We start from the raw sequence: 21,721 nt of genomic DNA, 5'->3' as shown, positions 1-21,721 counted from the left end.
CGTTTGATGACTCTTATCTTAGATTCATTTTATATTTTAGAAATTTTGTATACTCTTTGGTAATTAGCAAAACATCAATGGGTCCACCACATTCTGCAAAAACATCCTGTAACTTTTGAAAATTCACAGCAGTTGAAACTATAAATTCTGACATTTCAGCTGCATCCAATACTGTCATTAGCTCAAAATCAAAAATCCCTTGGTCTATTAAACCTTTGATTGCAGAGACTAATATTCGTTCTCCAATCCAATAAGACCCAAAATACACTTCATTCCTATCGAGAACATTTATTCTTTCAATCAAACGCCTATTTACAAGAAATACAAATGGTTCATCTTCAGAATATCCTACCAGGTAAAACTCAGTTTCACGAAATGGATATTTATTCAATAAGTATTTTTTTAACTTATCTGCTACTTCTTGTATATCATCCTTATCATTAATACACTCAAGCTCAAAGTCACTTAATAACTTAGTTGTAGATATCTTTCCCTCGTGATTCGTACCGTGAAAGCAAATTCCGTACTTACCATTTGCTAATATAAAAATTTTATCTTGATTATCTGTCATAATGTATTTTTCTGATAAACCATTAGCGTAATTTAAATTTCTTGTTAACCTACTGTCTGCAGCTATTGCTATTCCATCTGGTACATATGTTATAGCTAAAAATGTCATAAAATCCCTCCCTTATTTTAAGATTTATTCTGCATATAAAGAGGAAATTCATTTAAATCGTGCTTACTGCGATATTTTACCAAAAATTACAATATTTAGGCTCAATGTAAAACTAATATTAATCTATTATAATAAAGTTTCTCCAATTCTTTATTTAATCGTTCATTATCAATCTCTTTAGAACATTTATTAAGTACTTTTCCAAGTCTTTTCTTTGTATTCTTTTTACAACAACCCCTCATTATTTGAATTACTACAAATGCTCAAGAAATGACCGAAGTATAAATTACATTTTTTTACAAACATTATTCTTAGGAGGTGCAACATGAATAAAATTTTTAGACCAGTTATGATGTTTGTTTTAACTTGCTTTCTTTCAACACCACTAATTCATGCAGAAGAATATCATCGGGAAGGCTATAGTAGTGACTTATACCAAGTAACTAATGAAGTTACACAAGAACAACATTTCAAACATTTTATATTAGATTTACTTACCACTGAAATAATGAAAGCAGCAATTAATCATTACCAAGATGAAACAATAACAGGTATAGCATATGATTGGGAAAGCAATTATAATGTTGTTGAAATTGATGAACCGCCAATAAGTGGTGATAAAAGGTTTGAGTACCCATTTAAAGTTACAGTTACTGTTCATTTAAATAATGGGGATTTAAAAAATCCAAAAATGTACGGTCCGGACAAATTAACTTTTGGTATTGTTCCTGGTCTTCTTAATAATAAAAATAAGGATCAACCCTACACCTATATAAAATTAATCAAATATGAACATATAGATTCACCTAAAAATTCTTAGACCTCCATTTTTAGAGGTTCTTTTTTATACCCTCAATAGCTGATTAAATTCTATATTCCGATCATTTTAACTAAAAGGTACAAGGAGTTTTTTACTCACCTATGAAGATTACTTCCACTATGATCCTTGTGTAGGTAAAAAAATAACTGCTACTTAAATCCAAATTCAGAAGCTATAGAATTAGTACTTCTTAGTAAAGGGCATGTTTAACTTTAAAGATATCAAAGTGAATTATATGATTACATGTTATAAGGTTGGAGAAAAGAAATAATATCTGCATTAGCTGAATACGGAAGAGCTAGTCGTATCGTATCATGTTTACGGAATAACAATTAACAATAAATGCGCTGACACACGAATGCTAGATGAGAATGGATGGAAGTACATACGAGCTAACAGTAATACAATTCTAGAAGGGAAGTCTAGATATTGTATAAATTGTGGAAACAATACAACATAAATCGTGGTGAGAACTTTGGAAACGTTTCATAATTCGTTGTGATAAATAGGATCTCGTTGGCTAACAATTTGCATTTTCACAACAACAAATTAGCTTTAAGTGATGAATATTAGCATGATTTAGATACAGTTTTCTATCGTGAAGATAGTAATTTCTTACCTAAGTCTACTCTTTTTAATGCGTTTAATAGAATAAGACACACATGTTGTTTTGTTATTTGAGTCATGAGCAAGTATTAAATTTATTCAAGAAAGATTAAGACATAAAAATATAACTGTCAATATCCGGTATCTATTCTCATATCTCTGCAAAGTTAGAGAAGAAATCGGTGGACAGCTATGAAGATTATATAAAAACGATTATGAGCTGATTTTTCATACAAAAAAGGTGGTCAAAATGTGGACAACTCTATTGTGTCTATTATCTTCTCACATTTGACCACCTATTTTATTTTCTTAAAACCTTGTTAAATCAACGTTTTTTCGATTAATACATTGACATGTATTGCTCTCTTTCCCATGGGTGTACTTGCGTTCTAAACATATCCCATTCAATCTCTTTTGCTTCAATGAAGTGTTCAAATAAATGCTCACCTAGAGCATGCTTCATAGTGCTGTCGATTTTTAATAAATCTAATGCTTGAGCTAGAGTTGCTGGTAAGTCAACAATTCCATTTTCAATGCGTTCTTCTTTTGTCATTACATAGATGTTACGGTCGATTGGCTTAGGTGCTTCAAGCTTGTTCTTAATTCCGTCTAAACCTGCAGCTAGTAACACACTCATTGCAAGATATGGGTTAGCAGCTGGGTCAACGCTACGTACTTCAACACGTGTACTTAATCCACGAGAAGCTGGGATACGGATTAATGGGCTTCTGTTTTGTGCAGACCAAGCAACATAACATGGTGCCTCATATCCAGGTACTAATCTCTTATATGAGTTAACAGTTGGATTAGTTACAGCTGTGAAAGCTGGAGCGTGCTTAATAATCCCTGCAATAAATTGGCGAGCTGTTTCGCTTAATTGAAGGTCAGCGCTAGTATCTAAAAATGCATTTTCACCATTTCTAAATAATGATAGGTTACAGTGCATACCTGAACCGTTAACACCGAATAATGGTTTTGGCATGAACGTTGCGTGTAGACCATGTTTTCTTGCAATAGTTTTAACAACTAATTTAAATGTTTGGATATCATCACATGCTTTAATTGCACTAGCATATTTGAAGTCAATTTCATGTTGTCCTGGAGCAACCTCGTGGTGAGATGCTTCAATTTCGAATCCCATTTCTTCTAATTCAAGAACGATATCACGACGGCAGTTTTCCCCTAAATCTGTTGGTGCTAAGTCAAAATATCCACCGTTATCGTTTAATTCTAAAGTAGGTTCGCCTTTTTCGTCTAATTTAAATAAGAAGAATTCTGGCTCTGGTCCTAAGTTAAAGTCAGTAAATCCTAGTTCTTCCATTTCAGCTAGCATACGGCGTAAGTTATTACGTGGATCACCAGCAAATGGAGTACCATCTGGATTATAAATATCACAAATGAAACGAGCTACTTTACCTTTTTCAGCAGTCCAAGGGAAAATAACAAATGTGTCTAAATCAGGGTATAAGTACATATCAGATTCTTCAATACGCACAAATCCTTCAATAGATGATCCGTCAAACATCATTTTGTTATCCAATGCTTTATCTAATTGGCTAACTGGAATTTCAACGTTTTTAATTGTTCCAAGAACATCCGTAAATTGTAGACGAATGTATTTTACATTGTTTTCTTTTACTAAGCTGATGATATCTTCTCTTGAATATTTAGACATCGAAAATCCTCTCCCACTCTAATATTTTTATAGTAAATGGTAATTACTCATAAATTAATTGAAGAACCTAGACATGTCTCCGTGTCTTAATGTGGGACGATTAAACCTTCCAGCCTGCATGAGTTCCGATTTTAGTAGTTTCCGGAGCTCCGCATCACTAAGACTTGGTTTGTCGACTGTTGTCGGCTGTTCATTATCAACTTCTGTTTTTGTCATTTCTTTTTGTGAGAATATTTGTTTAATTCCTGCTAAATTAACACCCTGTTCAATTAAATTACGAATCTCCAATAATTTATCAACATCATTAAAAGAAAAAAGTCTTCTATTTGTGTCAGTTCTTGCAGGGAATATTAATTCATTCTCTTCATAATAGCGAATTTGTCTTGCAGATAATTCTGTTAGTTGCATTACAATTCCAATTGGAAATAGGGGCATTGAGCGTCTTATATTATCACTCATGTTATTCGCTCCTCTTCTGTTCTAATTTGATTATATCTCATGTTATATTATGTGTCAACTTTATGTTAGATATTATAACATAAAGTTTTTTTCGGTACTTTTCTTATATTTCTTTAATTAATCCTTGCTCAATAAGAGAATCTAATGCTGTACAGATTGCTATTTTCACATGCGAATATGTGAGGCCGCCTTGGACATAGGCTACATATGGCTCACGTAATGGTCCATCTGCAGATAATTCAATACTAGCTCCTTGCACAAATGTACCTGCCGCCATAATGACATCATCTCCATAGCCAGGCATATAATTGGGGTATGGAGTAACGTATGAATTAATTGGTGAAGCATATTGAATTGCTTGACAAAATGCCACCATTTTATCTGGATCATCAAATTGTACTGATTGGATTAAATCCGTTCTCATACTATTCCATGATGGGTTTGTTTTCATACCAAATTCCTCTAACAATGCCGCAGTAAACACTGCACCTTTAAGTGCTTGTCCAACAACATGCGGTGCTAAAAAATACCCTTGGTACATATCCTGTAGGCTGTATAGTGAAGCACCTGCTTCAGCTCCAATACCTGGTGAGGTCATTCGGTAAGAACAAGCCTCCACAAGAGATTGCTTCCCTACAATATAGCCACCAGTTTTTGCGAGTCCGCCACCTGGATTTTTTATTAATGAGCCTGCCATTAAATCTGCGCCAACATGGCATGGTTCTTTCGTTTCTACAAATTCACCATAGCAATTATCGACAAAAATAACAACATCTTCTTTTATTGATTTAACAAATTCGATCATTTCTTGTATTTCAGCTATTGTAAAAGAAGGTCGTGTAGCATATCCTTTTGAACGCTGGATCCCAATCATCTTAGTTTTCGGTGAAATAGCCTTCGCAACGGCATCAAAGTCAACCTTGCCATTATTTTTTAATTCAACCGTTTGATAATCTATTTGAAATTCCTTTAACGAGCCGATTCCACTTCCCCTTATTCCAACGATTTCCTCCAACGTGTCATAAGGCTTTCCAGTTATGTAAATGAGCTCATCACCTGGTCTTAACACACCAAATAAGGCAATCGAAATGGCGTGAGTCCCTGATATAATTTGCGGTCTTACTAATCCGGCTTCTCCGCCGAAAACATCTGCATATATTGCTTCTAACGTATCTCGACCAGTATCATCATATCCATACCCTGTAGTCGGGATAAAATGTGAATCACTTACTCGATGAGCCTGAAAACTTTTTAGGACACGGAATTGATTTTCCTCACTTCGTCGGTCAATTCCTTCAAATAGTTCCCCAAGCTTCTTTTCGACATTTTGTACAATCGGGGCAAGTTTAGCCCCATTTTTTAAATAATTAAACATTAACCTTACCCTCTCTGTGAATATTCCTCTAGTTGTGAAGTTATTGCATGAGATTGTAGGGCATAGCCATCAATCTCATATGTTTCATCATCTTCATTAAACTGTAGTTTTTCTATTAGTGTTTCTGATTTTAATCTTGAAATAAAACTACCTTCCCGTGCAGGAACTTTAATACTATAAGGCTCCATCGCTTCCTTCATTACTTTTTCGACATGCTCTAATAACAAGTGTAAATCGTCATTAGAAAACGCACTTATTTCGATATAGTCCTCGTTAGGCGAAGGGACAAATGCCCCTGGTGTTCTATCTCTTTTATTGTAAACAGTAACAATCGGTATTTCCTTCACATCAAGTTGTTTTAAAAGATCATACACTGTTTTTTCGTGATTTTCATAATCTTCATTTGAACTGTCAACGATATGGAGGATTAAATTTGCCTCTTTCACTTCTTCAAGCGTAGATCTAAAGGCAGCAACTAATGTAGTAGGTAAATCTTGGATAAAACCTACTGTATCAGTTAAAAGTGCTTGATAGTTAGATGGCAGCAGGACTTTTCGAGTCATCGGATCTAATGTTGCAAACAATAAATCTTCTTCAAAACTGCCCGCAGTAGTTAATCGATTAAAAATTGTTGATTTTCCTGCATTCGTATAACCGACAAGCGCAATTTGAAATGCTTGATTTTTCTTTCTTCTTTCTCTATATCGATTGCGATGACGAACTACTGTAGAAAGCTGTTGCTTGATTTCATGAATACGGTTACGAATATGACGTCTATCTGTTTCAAGTTGTGTCTCACCTGGACCCCTAGTTCCGATTCCACCGCCTTGTCGCGATAAGGCGATCCCTTGTCCTGTTAACCGTGGTAGCAAATATTGGAGTTGCGCTAATTCAACTTGCAACTTTCCTTCCTTTGACTTAGCTCGCCCAGCAAATATATCTAAAATTAATTGAGTACGATCAATTATTTTAACATCAAGAGCAGATGAAATGTTTCGCAGCTGACTTGGAGATAATTCATCATTAAAAATAACGACATCAGGATTTATCTCTTCAACTAAAGATAATAGCTCATTAACCTTTCCCTTACCTATGTATGTAGCTGGATGTGGTCGTTCCCTTTTTTGCATGAGGCTAACGACTACTTCACCATTTGCCGTTTTAGTTAATGAAGCCAATTCCTCCATTGAATATTGAAAATGTTGGTCGCTCATTGTTTGTAACTGGCATCCAACTAAAATAACCTTTTCCTTTAAAACATTAATTGTATTTTCCAAACATCAACCATTCCCTTACGCTATTTTAGCAATCTTATCATATCAAAGATTTGGATAATACACTAATTATATCTTTATTATATAAATAAAGTGTACTGATTATTTTAACAATTGCAATTTGAATATTCCATCTAAATAAAATTACCGTTAAAAAAGCATTGACCTTTTTATAGAGGAGGATTAAAATCATCTCGAATAGGATGAAGTTATTTTTTTAAATGTGGAGGATAAATTGAATGACCTGGGACGTTTTAAGTATTATCGGAACAATTGCGTTTGCAATAAGTGGTGCAATTGTTGCTATGGAAGAGGAATATGATATTTTAGGCGTATATATTTTAGGAATCGTGACCGCATTTGGAGGTGGAGCGATTCGAAATTTATTAATTGGGGTTCCTGTAACTGCTTTATGGGAGCAAGGCTTTCTCTTTCAAATAGCCCTTTTTGCTATGACTATTGTCTTTCTATTTCCTAATAAATTATTAAAGCATTGGGCAAAATGGGGAAATTTCACCGATGCAATTGGTTTAGCTGCCTTTGCAATTCAAGGGGCACTTTATGCAGTAGAGATGAATCACCCGACAAGTGCAGTAGTTGTTGCTGCAGTCCTAACTGGAAGTGGTGGAGGAATCATTCGCGATTTGCTGGCAGGTCGGAAACCATTAGTTCTCAGAGATGAAATTTATGCATTTTGGGCAATTTTTGTAGGACTTATAATCGGATTTGAACTCGTAAAACAATCGTATGAATTATACCTACTATTTATTTGTATCGTTATTCTAAGAGTGCTCTCATATACATTTAAATGGAAGTTACCAATAAGAAGTATACATCCTTCGAAAAATCAATCTGCTTTATAATTAAGCTATTGCTTAAAGTCCCTAGGTTTCAATAACCTTATTAAAATATGAAAAAGAGGAAACACGATCATATTGTGTTTCCTCTTTTTATTAACTAATTTTTTGTAAAGGAAATACAATTTTTGACTGTTTAATTTTGCTTTTTATATAGGTTTGTGTTGTATCAAATTCTTCTGCTACATATTTTGTTGCCCCATAATATGTTCTGGCGTTTTCCATTTCTTTATGAACAATATATTCATATATAGCCGCTTCAATATCATAGAAAAATGGTAAAAGGGCTCTATTTCTTAAAAGAATTTGATAAATCCGTTCTATAAAATAAGAGTTTTTATTAAATCTATCTGATAATTGGTCAAGGACAAAATGATTAAGAGCTATATTCCGTTCAACGAGTAATTTAATTTCTTCTAAAAGTAATTTGATATCATTCATGATAATCACTCCTTCTTATATCTTGTATTTTATCAATAGTCGCGTCTTTTTGAAAGCGTTATCACCATTGATTTCAATAGCATTTTTCGAATGATATTGAAATTTTAATGCCTTTTATATATATCTTCACTATAATTGAATATTTTGCTTCATATACGATTGAGGATAGCAATTGGGTGCACAATGCAAATTTGCATGAATATGATAAGGTGAACGATTCTTACTTAAAAGGAGTGATGAATTCGTGAGATGGAAAAATTATGGACTCTGGGTGTCTATTGCATCTGTTCTATATATGGTGTTAAAGGATCTCGGGTATCAAATTGACCTAACAAGATGGGAAACTTATGTGACGGCCATTCTTGGTATTCTCGTTTCACTAGGGGTCATCTCAAATCCTGAAAACGGGAAAGGCTATTTTACTCTAAAATCTGCAAAATCTGCTACAAATACTCCTCCTGAAGAAGATCCGGAAATAAGTTCCGTAACTTCAAGAACACAAGCTGGAACGGGAGAATATATTGAAACAGATTCCGTAGATTATAATGCGAATCTTAATGGTGATCAAGAAGATTTTCATGATAGAAAATATATTCCATATGAAAAGTAATGACCATATTTATCTATAAACAAATAATAGGTAAGGGGGATTTCATAAAACTTACATCCCCCTTACCTATTATTTTATTTTTTCTATTTTAATAATCCCTTCTACATGATTCTCAGATTCAACATATGCTTTAATTCTATCATTTACTTGAATTGAATCATCAATAGGAACTTTAACATTTTCCTTATTAAAGACGATTTTCGTTTTACCATCTATAGATTCACCATAATAATCATTCCCTTTAATATCTGTTATGACATAAGTAAATGTTTTATATGGTGATGTAACTTCTTCCTCTGTATTAGTTGGATTTGAAACTGGCTCTTTGACTGGTTTAGACGAATAGAAATAAAGGATGGCTAACAATACGACTAAAACGAATAGTATATACACTTTTGCTTTCATCATAACCTCCAAAAATTTGAATCTGCTATATCATGTATGATGAAAGGATATAAATAAGAACATCTAATTTAATAGAATTCTTCTTTTTCTAAACGTTCTCGCAAACTTGGTTTGGTTGAGTTCGCTTACTTTTTATATTTTATCATTATTAACCTTCTCTTCGGAAAAAACTAAGTCTTGACCCTTTATTGTTAAAAGGTCGTCACGATTATATTTATCCGTAAGTAATAAACGCATTGCTTGTGATCGAATTGATTTTTCGATGATGTTCCGAACATATCTACCATTACTAAATTTAGTAGGATGTACCGTGGATTTTACCGTCATTAAATGTTCTTTAAGCTTCAGCATTGCCTCATCATTGAGCTGATACTCTCTTTCGGTTACCATACGACGAGATATTTCCATTAAATCATCAACAGAATAATCTGGGAAATTAATCACTAATGGAAACCTTGATAATAATCCAGGATTTAATGATAAAAAATTATCCATTTCTTTAGGATATCCTGCTAAAATCAAAACAAAATCATGCTGCTTATCCTCCATATGTTTTACTAATGTATCAATCGCTTCCTTTCCAAAATCCTTTTCACCACCTCTTGCTAGTGAATAGGCTTCATCGATAAACAAAATTCCTCCAAGTGCTTTTTTTATTAAATCCCTTGTTTTTTGAGCAGTGTGACCTATATATTCGCCAACTAAATCTGCTCTTTCAGCTTCGATAAGATGCCCTTTTGAAAGGACATTCATTTGAAAAAATAATTTCCCAACTAAACGGGCTACCGTTGTTTTACCAGTACCGGGATTTCCTTTAAACATCATATGAAGAGCTTGCTTTCCTGCTTTTAAACCTTGTTCTTCACGTTTCTTATTAATATAAATCCATGCATATATTTCTTTTATCATTCTTTTCATTTCAGACATACCAACTAATGAACTCATCTCATTTTCTATCTCTTTTAAAATCGAGTGTTTACTTTCAACTTTTGGAATTTTCAAGTCATAGGAAGATGCACTTATTTTTTCTTCTTTTTTCTCTTTTGTTTGATTATTTAAAATAATATTAATTTGTCCGTTTGTTTTATATGTGACTGCTTGATCTCTTTCCAAAGATGTTCACCTCACAATCTGTAACGATAAAAGCAACTAAAATCATTTCGTGTACCTCATGTCCACAAAATGTGTTACCCTCTATGTTGCTATTCCCACCCTTTTAAGGTAAAAAGAGTTTAACTCAACTGGAATGTATATATCTACTAAGCCATTACACAATTTCCCAAAAGCGCTTCATACTTATTATGCTAAAACAAGTGTAGAAGAAAACAAGTTGTAACGAATTTCCGTGAATCCTGTTGAATTTTGCGCTTTCCCAAGAAATATCCATTCCTTTATATATATTCATTTATTTGAAATTTAAAACTAATTGACTCATTTTTGAAGTATTTTCTTTTTGAGGTAAGTTGGGGTATATATAATGAAGGAGCTGAAAAATTTTATTCAGCTCCCTTTGTTTGTACTATTATTCAAGCTCAAGCTGTATGTTTTTCTGAGGTGCGAATGTTGAAATCGCATGCTTATAGATGAGCTGTTGTTTTCCCTCAGTTTCTAATAATACTGTAAAATTATCAAACCCTTTAATCAGGCCTCTTAATTGAAAACCATTTAATAAAAATACTGTTACGAACGTTCCATCCTTACGTAATTGATTTAAAAATTGATCTTGGATATTTACTGCTTGCTTCATGCTTCGTCCTCCTCTTTTCTCTATACTTTAAATTATTCGATTAAAGTTGAAGCTTTCCTGCTATATATGTAAAAATTTCCTCGAGCTTTTCATCATGGTTTACTGGTGGAGTCATATCAAACCATTGAACATCCATCTTATTACGAAACCATGTTAATTGTCTTTTAGCATATCTTCTTGAGTTTTGCTTTAAATTGTTTATTGCATCTTCATACGATGTTTTCCCATCAAAATAATCATAAATTTCTTTGTATCCAATTGCTTGAATCGCTTGAGTATCGCGAATTCCAGCATCATATAGCCCTTTAACCTCGTCAATCAACCCTTCATCAATCATTAGGTCAACACGTTGGTTAATTCGCTCGTATAATGTTTCTCTATCCATTGTTAAACCGATTAAAGCTACATCATATAACATATCTTGATTTTGATTTCTCAGATATTCTGACATTGTTTTGTTCGTACAATGATAGATTTCAAGGGCACGAATCACTCTTCTACTATTGTTTGGATGGATTTTCTCAGCACTTTCAGGATCGATATCTTTAAGTAACTCATGTAATGCATCTTCACCTTTTATGCTTAATTGTTCTTCTAACATTTTACGATATTTTGGGTCAGAAGGAACATCTGAAAAATTGTAATCGTATAAAACAGATTGAATATAGAGACCTGTACCACCAACTATCATCGGGAATTTATCCCGTTCAGTTATATTATCAATTAAGGGTCGAACTGTTGCTTGGAATTCTGCCACCGAGAAATCTTCATCAGGATTTTTTATGTCGATTAAATGATGCGGTACTCCTTGCATTTCTGTTTCTTGTATTTTCGCTGTCCCTATGTCCATCCCCCGGTAAATCTGCATTGAATCGCCACTTATGATTTCTCCATTCAGTCGATGTGCCAATTCTATGCTCAACTTTGTTTTACCAACTGCTGTCGGTCCAATGATGACAACGAGTTTCTTTTTTTTCAAACATAATCACTCTTTCAAGGTCATTTGATTCTACGATCATCATCTTACCACGAGCAATTCCTGAACACCAGATCATTGTATCCTATTTAATGAAATTGTAAACAGTGATTTCCATATATTTCAAAGAAAAAACTTTAGTTTACATAATATTTTTATCGCAAATATGAGTCCTTATAAATAGGACTCATATTTGTTTATTACGGCTTTTTACCTTATCAACTAATTTAATAAAATTTAATAGCAAATCAAATGGCCAGAATAAGCTTGTTAGGATAATCTCATAACGCTTTAACTCTTTGAGTTTATACACTGAATAAAAAATCCCAATCATCATATAAATCAGTAGTTCAAGCATAAAGATGTTCCTTTCTCTTTTTGGTAGTGTATTCAGTTTTATTAGGTTATGTTCCTAAAAAGCGTTATCTCTAAAACCTCTGTATCAGCTGGTAGGTGTAAAACTCTGTCTTCACTTGAATGTACTGGATTGTATCAATTCATCTATCAATACAAAAAAACAGTCCTTAGCTACATTTAGTAAGAACTGTTTTAACAGACTTTTTTCCTGATGACATTTCAAAAAATTATTTCCGTTCATAAAAGAACAAGCTATGATTATCTGAATACGATCCATTCATATGGAGATAATAATTCTTGTCAAAAACCTTCTACTTTTTAGAAAGCATTTCACAATTTTAATTAATTATTTTTCAATAAATGAGGCATATATGAAAAATTTTGATATAAATAAAGATATTCAAAAAGTCTATTCAAAGTATCAAGATTCACATAATTCATTTGTAGATACATGGCAACAAATGATATTATATTCCGCTAGATGGTGGTTAGGACTTGCTTTGAGCATTTTACCATGGCTGCTATGGTGGAAATTACATAACAAAAGCTATACAGGTGATCTTCTTAGAGCAGGTTTTTTTATGGCGATTATTTCTTTAATTCTTGATTCTATAGGACTGCAATTAGGTTTATGGATTTATCCATATAATATGTTTCCTTTTATTACAGGATATTTCCCATGGGACCTTACATTACTACCTGTATCTATCATGTTCTTCATTGAATATAAACCTAAATGGTCACCTTTATTCAAAGGAATATTGTATGGATTATTTGCTGCTTTTATCGGTGAACCAATTGCAATGGCATTAGATTTATATAAGCCTGTCCATTGGAGTAATTTTTACTCTTTTCCTATATATATTTTGTTATTTCTATTATCAAACAAAATCGCAAAGTTAAAAGGGTGACTAAGGAGTTAAGACATTTATTAATATACTGTTTCCTCCCTTTTAATAGAAATTAAACCTCTAATAATAAAAGAAGGGCAAAACACTGATAAATCATGTGTTTTGCCCTTAAATATTTTACATAACCCGCTTGAACATTTTTTCCATCTCATATGTCGAATAATGAATAATAATCGGTCTACCATGTGGACATGTAAACGGATCAGAGGTTTTCCTTAACGTTTCAAGTAAAGCGAATATTTCATCGTTTCGCAAATGATGATTTGCTTTAATTGATGCTTTGCAGCTCATCATGATTGCCGCTTCTTCACGAAGCTTTTTTATATCGATTTTTCGCTCATCTAATACTTGTTGAATAATTTCTTCAATCGTTGAGGATTCCTCACCCTTTGGAAACCATTGAGGGTGGGAACGCACAATATAACTATTTCTCCCGAATGGCTCTAAAAAAATGCCAACACGTGCTAGGATGTCTAAATGTGCTTCAATAATGACAGCTTCGTCTGTGGAATATTCAAACGTTAATGGAACTAACAATTCTTGAACCTCAGAATGAACTTCTCCAACTTTCTCGCGATAAAATTCATATTTAATCCGTTCTTGTGCAGCATGTTGATCGATAATATATAACCCTGTCTCATTTTGCGCTAAAATATACGTTCCGTGCATTTGACCGATCGGATACAACGGCGGTATTCGTTCTTGTAAAACCTGGCTCGTATTCTCTTCATGCCTTTTTTCATCTAAATTAATATGTTGCTCATCTGAGATTGAATCCTCTTCTAGATTATTGAAACCTACCTCTTGATCTTCCTGTACATATACTTGCTCAACATCTGGTGTATAGACGATTCTTTCTGATTCAGAAGAAAGCGGAACGTTAAACTCATTATGTTCAATAGGCTCTTGTTGTTGAACAATATTTTGTCGCTGTTGGATCGGTTCCTTAAAGCCAGTGCTTTCTTCGCTACTACTAAAATGGTCAAACGTAAACTGTTGTTGTTCATCCAAACTTTTTACCTTTTGAGCCTTTGGAGTTTCAACAGAAGGAATTAATTGCTCATTGCGGAAGACATCACGAATTCCGTTTGTGATTAGCTCATTTAATTCAGCTTCCTTACTGATTCTTACTTCAAGCTTTGATGGATGAACATTTACATCAACAAGGATTGGATCCATTTTAATTTCTAAAAAAACGATTGGATAGCGTCCGATCGGTAGCAACGTATGGTAACCTTCCTGAATCGCTTTAACTAGCGGATAATTCTTGATGAATCTTCCATTTATAATGGTCGAAATATAATTTCTTGATGCTCTTGTAATCTCAGGTAAAGCAACATAACCGTTTACTTCGAAGTCTAATGATTCAATCGTTAATTTCTTCATTTTTTTTGCTATCGCTAATCCATAAATTGCTGCTAAAACTTGACGAACATCACCATTACCTGTTGTATGCAATAATTTTTTCCCATTATGAATCAGTCTAATCGATACTTCCGGATGAGCTAGCGCGATTCGATTCACAATATCTGTAATATTCCCTAGCTCTGTATGGACAGTTTTCATATATTTTAATCTAGCTGGTGTGTTGAAAAATAGATTTCTAACCGTTATATCAGTTCCCTTTCGACTATTCGTTGAAACATGCTTTTCAACCTTACCACCTGTTAAAATAATGTTCGTACCTGGACCATTTCCTGTACTTGTTTTCATATCAAGTAAAGAAACGGAAGCAATACTTGGTAGTGCCTCACCACGGAAGCCTAAAGTTCGGATCCTAAATAAATCATTTTCATCTTTAATTTTACTTGTAGCATGTCGATGAAAAGCATTTAGACAATCATCAGGTTCAATCCCATCACCATTATCGATAATTCGGATTTTCCCTAAGCCCGCTTCTTCAATTTCGATTTCAACAACTGTACTATTGGCATCAATTGCATTCTCCAATAATTCTTTAACAACAGATGCAGGTCTTTCTACAACCTCACCAGCTGCTATTTTATTTGAAAGCTGCTCATCTAAACGAATGATTTTCCCCACTTGTTTCACCACCTTATGACAATACTAAATAACTATTTTACTTTTTTCTGTAACTTATATAGCTCATTCATCGCGTCCAATGGAGTCATTTCTAACAGATTCATCGTTTTTAATATCTCTAAAGCGGCCTTTTCCTTTTTAGAGAAGGCATGGACATTATGTTGTTTCTCTATGTTTACTTGATTCTCATCAAATAACGAAAGCTGTGAATCAAATACAACCTCATTCGCATTATCACTTTTCACTTCAACAGAATTTGGTTCCTTTTTCCCTTCTTCAAGGACTTTTAATATTTCCTTAGCACGTTTAATTAAAGGATTTGGTAAATCAGCTAGCTCAGCTACATGGATACCGTAGCTTTTATCTGCTGCACCTTCTTCAATTTTGTGTAAAAAGACAACCTTTCCGTTTTCTTCAATTGCTTTCACATGAATATTTTTTAAAGAAGCTAGTTGCTCTTCTAAAATTGTTAATTCATGATAATGTGTTGAAAAAAGTGTTTTCGCACCAATATGCTCATGAATATATTCAATTATCGCTTGAGCCAACGCCATGCCATCATAGGTAGAGGTTCCTCTTCCGATTTCATCAAAAAGAATTAAGCTTTGACTTGTTGCATGTGTAATTGCGTTTTTCGCTTCAAGCATCTCAACCATGAATGTACTTTGACCTGAGATTAAATCATCAGCAGCTCCAATTCTTGTAAAGATTTGATCAAATATCGGCAATACTGCCTCAGAAGCTGGTACATAACAGCCAATTTGAGCTAGGATCGCCGTTAATGCTACCTGTCGCATGTACGTACTTTTCCCTGACATATTTGGTCCTGTAATCAACAGCATTTTCCGCTCATCATTGAATACACAATCATTCGGCACATATTCCTGTGCGTCCAGCACTTTCTCGACTACTGGGTGACGACCATCCTTAATGATTAGCTCCCCAGAATGTGAGAATGTTGGCTTTGTATAATGTCTGTTTTCACTAATAGTAGCAAAGCATTGCAATACATCTAATTCACTTAGTCGTTTTGCTAATTTTTGCAATCTAGGAATATAGTCTTTTACTTGTTCTCTTATATCGACAAACAACTGATATTCGAGCTCAACAATTTTTTCTTCTGCCTCTAAAATTAACGTTTCCTTTTCCTTTAATTCAGGGGTGATGAAACGCTCAGCATTTGTTAATGTTTGCTTCCGTTCATATAATCCTTCCTCAAGTAAATGTAAATTCGCTTTTGTCACTTCGATATAATAGCCAAAAACTCGATTATAACCAATTTTTAATGATTTGATTCCTGTTTTTTGACGCTCCTGCTGCTCAAGCTGGGCAATCCATGTTTTCCCGTTACGACTTGCATCTCGGTATTGATCTAATTGATAGTTAAATCCATCTTTAATGATATTTCCTTCTTTTACTGATAAAGGTGGATTTTCAACAATTGCTGCATCAAGAAGCTTTGTAAGATCATCACAAGCATCCAAACGCTCTGATAAAAAATGTTCATTTTGTAATGATTGGCATAATTCGTCGATACTTGGAACTTGTTGGAGAGATTTTTTTAATTGAACTAAATCCCGAGCATTAACATTTCCAAATGCTACTCTTCCGGCTAAACGCTCCAAGTCATAAACCTCTTTTAGTAGATTTCGTAAATCCTCTCGTTCAAAATAATTCGCCAAAAAGGTATCTACCATTGATAATCTTGCTTCAATTTGCTCACGATTAACGAGCGGTTTATCAACCCATTGCTTTAACATTCTGCCGCCCATAGCTGTTTTTGTTTCATCTAATAACCAAAGCAACGAACCTTTTTTTCCTTTTGAACGGATTGTTTCGGTTAGCTCTAAATTCCGCTTTGAATAAAGGTCAATTTTAAGCGAATGATGCAAGTAATACACGTTTACTTTTTGTAGATGGTCGAGACTACGCTTTTGTGTTCTTTCTAAATAGGAAAGTAACCTTCCAAATGTTTGCTGCAGCCTTTCATCTTGTAAATGAATAAAAATATCTTGAAAATTCTTTGGGGTTGTTTGTTCTTCATATGACAGTGTCGCTTGACAACGCTCAACAATCTGTTTTTTCCATTCCTCAGAAAAATCAGCTGAAATAACAACTTCCTTCGTTCCTACAGAATAGATTTCATTTAATAATTCATCAAAGCTTGAGCATAACGCAACAAGATTTTCTCCTGTCGTCAAATCACTTAAGGCCAGTCCAAATTGCTGGTCAAAATATGTTACAGATGAGATATAATTATTCTCTTTATCATGTATCCCTTTTCCATCCATGACAGTACCAGGTGTGATTAATTGAACAACCTCTCTTCTAACAACACCCTTCGCATGCTTCGGATCCTCTGTTTGTTCACAAATTGCGACCTTATAGCCCTTTTCGACTAATTGTTCGATATAATTAGGCGCTGAATGGTAAGGAACTCCACACATTGGAATTCTTTCGTCTCCTCCACCATCACGACTTGTTAACGTTATTTCAAGTTCCTGTGATGCCTTTAATGCATCCTGAAAGAACATTTCATAAAAATCACCTAGACGAAAAAATAAAAAGGCATCTTGATAATCTGCCTTTATCTTTAAATATTGTTGTATCATTGGCGTATAAGTTGCCATTTTTATCCTCCATTATCTCTTAACGTTCTCATAAAAAATCACAATCTATTATAACATAATTCTACAATCTCTTGTTATGAACGAAATTGGCAAAGTTTAAATCGATAGAAAAAAAGAATAATGAATTAAATTTCCTACTTGCTTCTCACGTAACGTTAGGTTTTAAGATAGAACTAAGGAGAAGGGGACCCACTTCAATCCAAATGAAAGGAATTTCTTTTATGAAACATAATTACTCAATTGGTGAGTTTTCAAAGAAAACAAATGTATCAATTCGTACATTGCATTACTATGATGAACTTAATATTTTAAAGCCATCATTTGTATCTGAAAAAGGGAGACGATTTTATTCTGACAACGATCTTATTGAACTTCAAAAAATCATTACGTTAAAGTTTTTAGGCTTTACATTGGAGGAAATAAAAACGTTGCTACGATCAAATAAGTGGAATTTACAAGATTCCTTGTCATATCAAAAAAAGGAAATGATGAAAAAGCAGCAGCAAATTGAAAAGATCATTACCACTCTAGACCGTGCATTACATCTTATTGATCAAAATAAAGAGGTTGATCCAGCTATTTTTACTTCTTTAATAAACAGTATTCAAATGGAGGAAGAGCACAAAGAATGGCTAAAAACGATTTTAGACGAGAACAGGGTGAATCAATTATTTAAAATTAGCGATGAAAAACAAAAAGAAATTGAACGTACCTTTTTTAACCTTTCTGTTAAGCTAAAAAAATTAGTTGGTATGGACCCATCCTGTGATGAAGTACAAGCAGTTGTTGAAGAATATATAAAGCTTGCAGAAGATGTAGCGAATACTTCGATCCACTCATTAATGGAAGAATTACCAGATCAAATAGACGATGATCCTTGGCTGTTCCCTTCACCATTTACAGTTGAGGAAGAAGAATGGATTGCCAAAGCGTTTGAAATCTATTTGAAGAATTCGGGGGTAGAAATTCATGGAGACTAATCATGAAGCTAAGCCTCAAGTAACAGGATTTTGGCAATTAGTAAAAGATGCCGATCCACCAAAATTATTATTTTTCTTTGCCATGGTTTTAAGTTTAGCAGAAACAGGAGCTAGTTTGATTTTACCGCTCCTCACGAAATCACTCGTTGATAATTTATCAAATTCTTCATTTGATATTTCTATTATTATCTTTCTCGTCATCACGTTTCTTATCCAAACCGTCACATCAGGATTTTCCTATTATTATATGACGGCTATCGGGGAATCAATTGTCGCTGCTATCCGAAATAAAGTGTGGGCCCATACTATTACTCTCCCTGTCGCTTTTTATGATCGCCATAAATCAGGGGAAATTATGAGTCGAATTACACAAGATACAAATACAGTAAAAACGCTGATTACACAGCATATGATTACATTTATATCCGGTTTGATTTCCATTATAGCAGCCATTATCCTGCTTTTCTTTATTGATTGGAAAATTACAACGATAATGCTCATAGCAATTCCTATTTCATTTTTCATTATTGCACCTTTAGGGAAAAAAATGTTTTCTATTTCAAAAATGGCACAGGATGAAATGGCTGAGTTTTCCGGCAATTAGGGAGAGTGTTATCGGAAATCCGCTTAGTAAAAGCTTATCATGCCGAGGAAATTGAAATAAAGTCAGGAAACAAAAGAATCGATCACCTCTATCAATTTGGACTAAAGGAAGCGAAAATCCAGGCAATTATTTCACCATTTATGACCTTAATCATGATGTTATTATTGATCCTGCTAATTGGATATGGTGGAGTTCGCGTTGCTTCTGGTACACTGTCAGCAGGTTCCTTAGTCGCGATCATCTTTTATATGTTTCAAATTGTTCTCCCATTTAGTCATATGGCGACGTCCTTTACTGCGTTCCAAAAAGCAATGGGGGCAACAGACAGAATTCAGACTATCCTAAAATTAAAACCTGAGGAAAACAAATCAAAACAGGTTAGCAAACAATCTGCACAACCAATTTTATTTCGCAATGTCCGCTTTAGCTATAATGAGAAAGAGCCAATATTAAAAAACATCTCTCTCATCGTTCCTGCAGGAAAAACAACTGCAATTGTCGGGCCAAGCGGAAGCGGAAAAACGACGTTATTTTCACTATTAGAACAATTTTATCAAGTAACTGGTGGGGAAATATTACTTGGAGACACAAATATTAAGGAATTTGGTTTATCATCATGGAGAAATCATATTGGATACGTATCACAGGAAAGTCCGATTATGTCTGAGTCGATTTTAGAAAATATAACGTACGGAATAAACAAAAACATCCCATTATTTGAGGTCGAGCGAGCAGCGACTCAAGCAAATGCTATGGAATTCATCTCTCGCCTGCCGCAAGGACTTGCTACTGAGGTTGGTGAAAGAGGTGTTAAGCTTTCAGGTGGTCAAAGACAACGAATTGCCATTGCACGTGCATTAATCAGAAATCCCCATATATTACTGCTAGATGAGGCAACATCAAATTTGGATAGCGCCTCAGAAGGATTAGTTCAACAGGCTTTGGACCATTTAATGAAAGGAAGAACAACATTAATTATTGCTCATAGACTATCAACTGTTGTAAATGCTGATCAAATTGTTATCCTTGAGCATGGCGAAATTACTGGTATTGGAAAGCATGAAGAATTATTAACGACACATCCACTTTATCAAAAGCTAGCTGAACAACAATTACAAAGCTCATAAACTTAAATATATAAATAAAGATATAATAAAAGAAAACTAGGAGAGCTCTTCTCTCCTAGTTATTCTTCAACATCGCCAACTAAAAATTCAGGGTTTAAATCTTCAAATTCATCATCTAATTCTTCTTCCCAATCTTCATCTTCATCACAGCCGTCAGGATTGACACGTACGCATACTTTTGTTTCGCCAATAACTTCTGCAAGATGCTCACGTTCAGCTTGAACAATGATTTTATTTCCATTAGGAGAAATAGTTACCTCTAAGCAATTTGGCTGCTGCAATGCTTTACAAATTACTTCATGCTCATCATCAATAAAATTATCATCTTTATATCTTAGCTTGATGACATCTACATAATCTACACGCTCAGTTACAACTTCTGTTTTTGTGTTTTCATTGTAAGAATACCAAACGTTAATATCATAAGTACCTTCTACTTCAACTGTTTTACCTTTTTTTTGAGCATCATACGTATGGTTAATAATCCATCCTCCTAAAATGCTCGCTGGTCTTTGTGACGGTGATATCGTATGCGTACATTGGGTAAATTTTCGGCCCTTCGCTACTACCGCTTTTGTTATTATTTCTCTGTATTCAGACATACTAGCATACCCTCCTCAATGTATCTTCATTTAATCCTATGCTAGGCTAGTAACATTTGTGCTCAAGAATTAACTGAAAATATTACACGTTTAACCAATAAAAAGAGTATTTTTTTAGCTTAAAATATAATCATTATTGGTTATCAACAGGACTGTTATTGCCAGTTTAGTTGTTCCTTTTCTATATCATTTTGTCCTGAGGCTTTTACTACCCATTAAGATCGGGATAAATGAAACCGTATAGTTCATTCTATGCTAGAGTATGAAAATATGTGCCTAAAAAAGAAAAAAGGTGCATGTTCAAAACGATCATGACGTTTATTATTTTTATTTATACAGCTCATCTTTTAAACCTGATTGAAAGGAATAAATTCAATTTGAAAAACAGCATAAAAAAACGAAGAGATTTTTAATATCTCTTCGTTTCAGACTGTAGACAAACTCGATAAAATCGAGTTTGCATACAGTCTTTTTTTATTTAAAATATTTATTAATAGATATTTTAGAGGTGATGGATAATGATGACAAGAAACAATAATACTG

The 21,721-nt window shown here is 33.8% G+C and carries 18 protein-coding genes and 1 pseudogene; 6 read left to right on the top strand and 13 right to left on the bottom strand.

Annotated elements, in window-relative coordinates; translation table 11 throughout:
- Positions 1–13: 13 nt before the first annotated feature.
- The gene (locus ACTJJ9_RS21905) at positions 14–679 is read right to left on the bottom strand and encodes a hypothetical protein (protein WP_095302318.1); all 666 of its coding nucleotides are present in this window, start codon (positions 677–679) and stop codon (positions 14–16) included.
- A 325-nt stretch (positions 680–1,004) separates the two neighbouring features.
- Here ACTJJ9_RS21905 and ACTJJ9_RS21900 point away from each other — a divergent pair, with 325 nt between their 5' ends.
- A complete protein-coding gene (locus tag ACTJJ9_RS21900; protein WP_145584452.1) occupies positions 1,005–1,499 on the top strand; it encodes a hypothetical protein in 495 nt (164 codons plus the stop codon).
- Between the two features lie 946 nt (positions 1,500–2,445).
- Here the strand turns inward: ACTJJ9_RS21900 and glnA are convergent.
- From glnA to hflX, 4 genes are all read right to left on the bottom strand, one after another.
- Positions 2,446–3,780, bottom strand: coding sequence for a type I glutamate--ammonia ligase (glnA, locus tag ACTJJ9_RS21895; RefSeq protein ID WP_095302320.1), 1,335 nt, complete (start codon positions 3,778–3,780; stop codon positions 2,446–2,448).
- A gap of 54 nt (positions 3,781–3,834) precedes the next feature.
- Complete coding sequence (locus ACTJJ9_RS21890; RefSeq protein ID WP_095302321.1) at positions 3,835–4,239, bottom strand: MerR family transcriptional regulator; 405 nt, start codon at positions 4,237–4,239, stop codon at positions 3,835–3,837.
- A gap of 103 nt (positions 4,240–4,342) precedes the next feature.
- Positions 4,343–5,614, bottom strand: a complete 1,272-nt coding sequence (locus ACTJJ9_RS21885; protein ID WP_145584450.1) for a methionine gamma-lyase family protein — start codon at positions 5,612–5,614, stop codon at positions 4,343–4,345.
- 5 nt (positions 5,615–5,619) lie between these two features.
- Entirely contained in the window at positions 5,620–6,891 is a 1,272-nt protein-coding gene (gene hflX / locus ACTJJ9_RS21880; RefSeq protein ID WP_255452008.1) for a GTPase HflX, read from the bottom strand.
- A gap of 236 nt (positions 6,892–7,127) precedes the next feature.
- On the opposite strand from hflX, the gene ACTJJ9_RS21875 reads away from it, so the two are divergent.
- Complete coding sequence (locus ACTJJ9_RS21875) at positions 7,128–7,751, top strand: trimeric intracellular cation channel family protein (RefSeq protein WP_095302323.1); 624 nt, start codon at positions 7,128–7,130, stop codon at positions 7,749–7,751.
- Positions 7,752–7,841: 90 nt separating this feature from the next.
- On the opposite strand, the gene ACTJJ9_RS21870 is transcribed toward ACTJJ9_RS21875, so the two are convergent.
- On the bottom strand, positions 7,842–8,186 hold the full coding sequence (locus ACTJJ9_RS21870) for a hypothetical protein (protein ID WP_145584448.1): 345 nt from the start codon (positions 8,184–8,186) through the stop codon (positions 7,842–7,844).
- A 244-nt stretch (positions 8,187–8,430) separates the two neighbouring features.
- Between ACTJJ9_RS21870 and ACTJJ9_RS21865 the strand changes: the two genes are divergently transcribed.
- Positions 8,431–8,796, top strand: coding sequence for a hypothetical protein (locus ACTJJ9_RS21865; protein ID WP_186324297.1), 366 nt, complete (start codon positions 8,431–8,433; stop codon positions 8,794–8,796).
- Positions 8,797–8,865: 69 nt separating this feature from the next.
- Here ACTJJ9_RS21865 and ACTJJ9_RS21860 read toward each other — a convergent pair whose 3' ends face one another.
- The 4 genes from ACTJJ9_RS21860 to miaA form a co-directional block, all read right to left on the bottom strand.
- On the bottom strand, positions 8,866–9,201 hold the full coding sequence (locus tag ACTJJ9_RS21860) for a hypothetical protein (RefSeq protein WP_145584446.1): 336 nt from the start codon (positions 9,199–9,201) through the stop codon (positions 8,866–8,868).
- Between the two features lie 132 nt (positions 9,202–9,333).
- Entirely contained in the window at positions 9,334–10,314 is a 981-nt protein-coding gene (spoVK, locus tag ACTJJ9_RS21855) for a stage V sporulation protein K (protein WP_095302326.1), read from the bottom strand.
- A 409-nt stretch (positions 10,315–10,723) separates the two neighbouring features.
- On the bottom strand, positions 10,724–10,948 hold the full coding sequence (hfq, locus tag ACTJJ9_RS21850; protein ID WP_095302327.1) for an RNA chaperone Hfq: 225 nt from the start codon (positions 10,946–10,948) through the stop codon (positions 10,724–10,726).
- 40 nt (positions 10,949–10,988) lie between these two features.
- Positions 10,989–11,927 (bottom strand): tRNA (adenosine(37)-N6)-dimethylallyltransferase MiaA, encoded by a 939-nt coding sequence (miaA, locus tag ACTJJ9_RS21845; RefSeq protein ID WP_095302328.1) that lies wholly within the window; start codon positions 11,925–11,927, stop codon positions 10,989–10,991.
- 725 nt (positions 11,928–12,652) lie between these two features.
- On the opposite strand from miaA, the gene ACTJJ9_RS21840 reads away from it, so the two are divergent.
- Positions 12,653–13,192 (top strand): CBO0543 family protein, encoded by a 540-nt coding sequence (locus ACTJJ9_RS21840; protein WP_095302329.1) that lies wholly within the window; start codon positions 12,653–12,655, stop codon positions 13,190–13,192.
- 117 nt (positions 13,193–13,309) lie between these two features.
- Here ACTJJ9_RS21840 and mutL read toward each other — a convergent pair whose 3' ends face one another.
- On the bottom strand, positions 13,310–15,235 hold the full coding sequence (gene mutL, locus ACTJJ9_RS21835) for a DNA mismatch repair endonuclease MutL (protein WP_145584444.1): 1,926 nt from the start codon (positions 15,233–15,235) through the stop codon (positions 13,310–13,312).
- Between the two features lie 32 nt (positions 15,236–15,267).
- A complete protein-coding gene (gene mutS, locus ACTJJ9_RS21830) occupies positions 15,268–17,865 on the bottom strand; it encodes a DNA mismatch repair protein MutS (protein ID WP_145584442.1) in 2,598 nt (865 codons plus the stop codon).
- A gap of 221 nt (positions 17,866–18,086) precedes the next feature.
- Here mutS and ACTJJ9_RS21825 point away from each other — a divergent pair, with 221 nt between their 5' ends.
- On the top strand, positions 18,087–18,845 hold the full coding sequence (locus tag ACTJJ9_RS21825; protein ID WP_186324296.1) for a MerR family transcriptional regulator: 759 nt from the start codon (positions 18,087–18,089) through the stop codon (positions 18,843–18,845).
- Positions 18,835–20,576: pseudogene (locus ACTJJ9_RS21820) on the top strand (ABC transporter ATP-binding protein). Before ACTJJ9_RS21825 ends, ACTJJ9_RS21820 begins: the two are co-directional and overlap by 11 nt.
- Positions 20,577–20,635: 59 nt before the next feature.
- On the opposite strand, the gene cotE reads toward ACTJJ9_RS21820, so the two are convergent.
- Positions 20,636–21,178: an outer spore coat protein CotE gene (cotE, locus tag ACTJJ9_RS21815; RefSeq protein WP_095302338.1), complete on the bottom strand. Its 543-nt coding sequence runs from the start codon at positions 21,176–21,178 to the stop codon at positions 20,636–20,638.
- Positions 21,179–21,721: the final 543 nt, after the last annotated feature.

The organism is Metabacillus sp. 22489, from assembly GCF_052044855.1.
GTDB classification, from domain to species: domain Bacteria; phylum Bacillota; class Bacilli; order Bacillales; family Bacillaceae; genus Metabacillus; species Metabacillus niabensis.
This window is presented reverse-complemented; position numbering and strand designations above follow the sequence as displayed.

What these genes read in the sequence shown, in the direction of transcription:
- ACTJJ9_RS21860 (WP_145584446.1), bottom strand. Translation starts at nt 9,201, where the DNA reads ATGAAAGCAAAAGTGTATATACTATTCGTTTTAGTCGTATTGTTAGCC.
- ACTJJ9_RS21905 (WP_095302318.1), bottom strand. Translation starts at nt 679, where the DNA reads ATGACATTTTTAGCTATAACATATGTACCAGATGGAATAGCAATAGCT.
- ACTJJ9_RS21825 (WP_186324296.1), top strand. Translation starts at nt 18,087, where the DNA reads ATGAAACATAATTACTCAATTGGTGAGTTTTCAAAGAAAACAAATGTA.
- glnA (WP_095302320.1), bottom strand. Translation starts at nt 3,780, where the DNA reads ATGTCTAAATATTCAAGAGAAGATATCATCAGCTTAGTAAAAGAAAAC.
- hfq (WP_095302327.1), bottom strand. Translation starts at nt 10,948, where the DNA reads ATGAAGCAAGCAGTAAATATCCAAGATCAATTTTTAAATCAATTACGT.
- ACTJJ9_RS21900 (WP_145584452.1), top strand. Translation starts at nt 1,005, where the DNA reads ATGAATAAAATTTTTAGACCAGTTATGATGTTTGTTTTAACTTGCTTT.
- ACTJJ9_RS21875 (WP_095302323.1), top strand. Translation starts at nt 7,128, where the DNA reads ATGACCTGGGACGTTTTAAGTATTATCGGAACAATTGCGTTTGCAATA.
- ACTJJ9_RS21840 (WP_095302329.1), top strand. Translation starts at nt 12,653, where the DNA reads ATGAAAAATTTTGATATAAATAAAGATATTCAAAAAGTCTATTCAAAG.
- ACTJJ9_RS21890 (WP_095302321.1), bottom strand. Translation starts at nt 4,239, where the DNA reads ATGAGTGATAATATAAGACGCTCAATGCCCCTATTTCCAATTGGAATT.
- ACTJJ9_RS21885 (WP_145584450.1), bottom strand. Translation starts at nt 5,614, where the DNA reads ATGTTTAATTATTTAAAAAATGGGGCTAAACTTGCCCCGATTGTACAA.
- mutS (WP_145584442.1), bottom strand. Translation starts at nt 17,865, where the DNA reads ATGGCAACTTATACGCCAATGATACAACAATATTTAAAGATAAAGGCA.
- ACTJJ9_RS21870 (WP_145584448.1), bottom strand. Translation starts at nt 8,186, where the DNA reads ATGAATGATATCAAATTACTTTTAGAAGAAATTAAATTACTCGTTGAA.
- cotE (WP_095302338.1), bottom strand. Translation starts at nt 21,178, where the DNA reads ATGTCTGAATACAGAGAAATAATAACAAAAGCGGTAGTAGCGAAGGGC.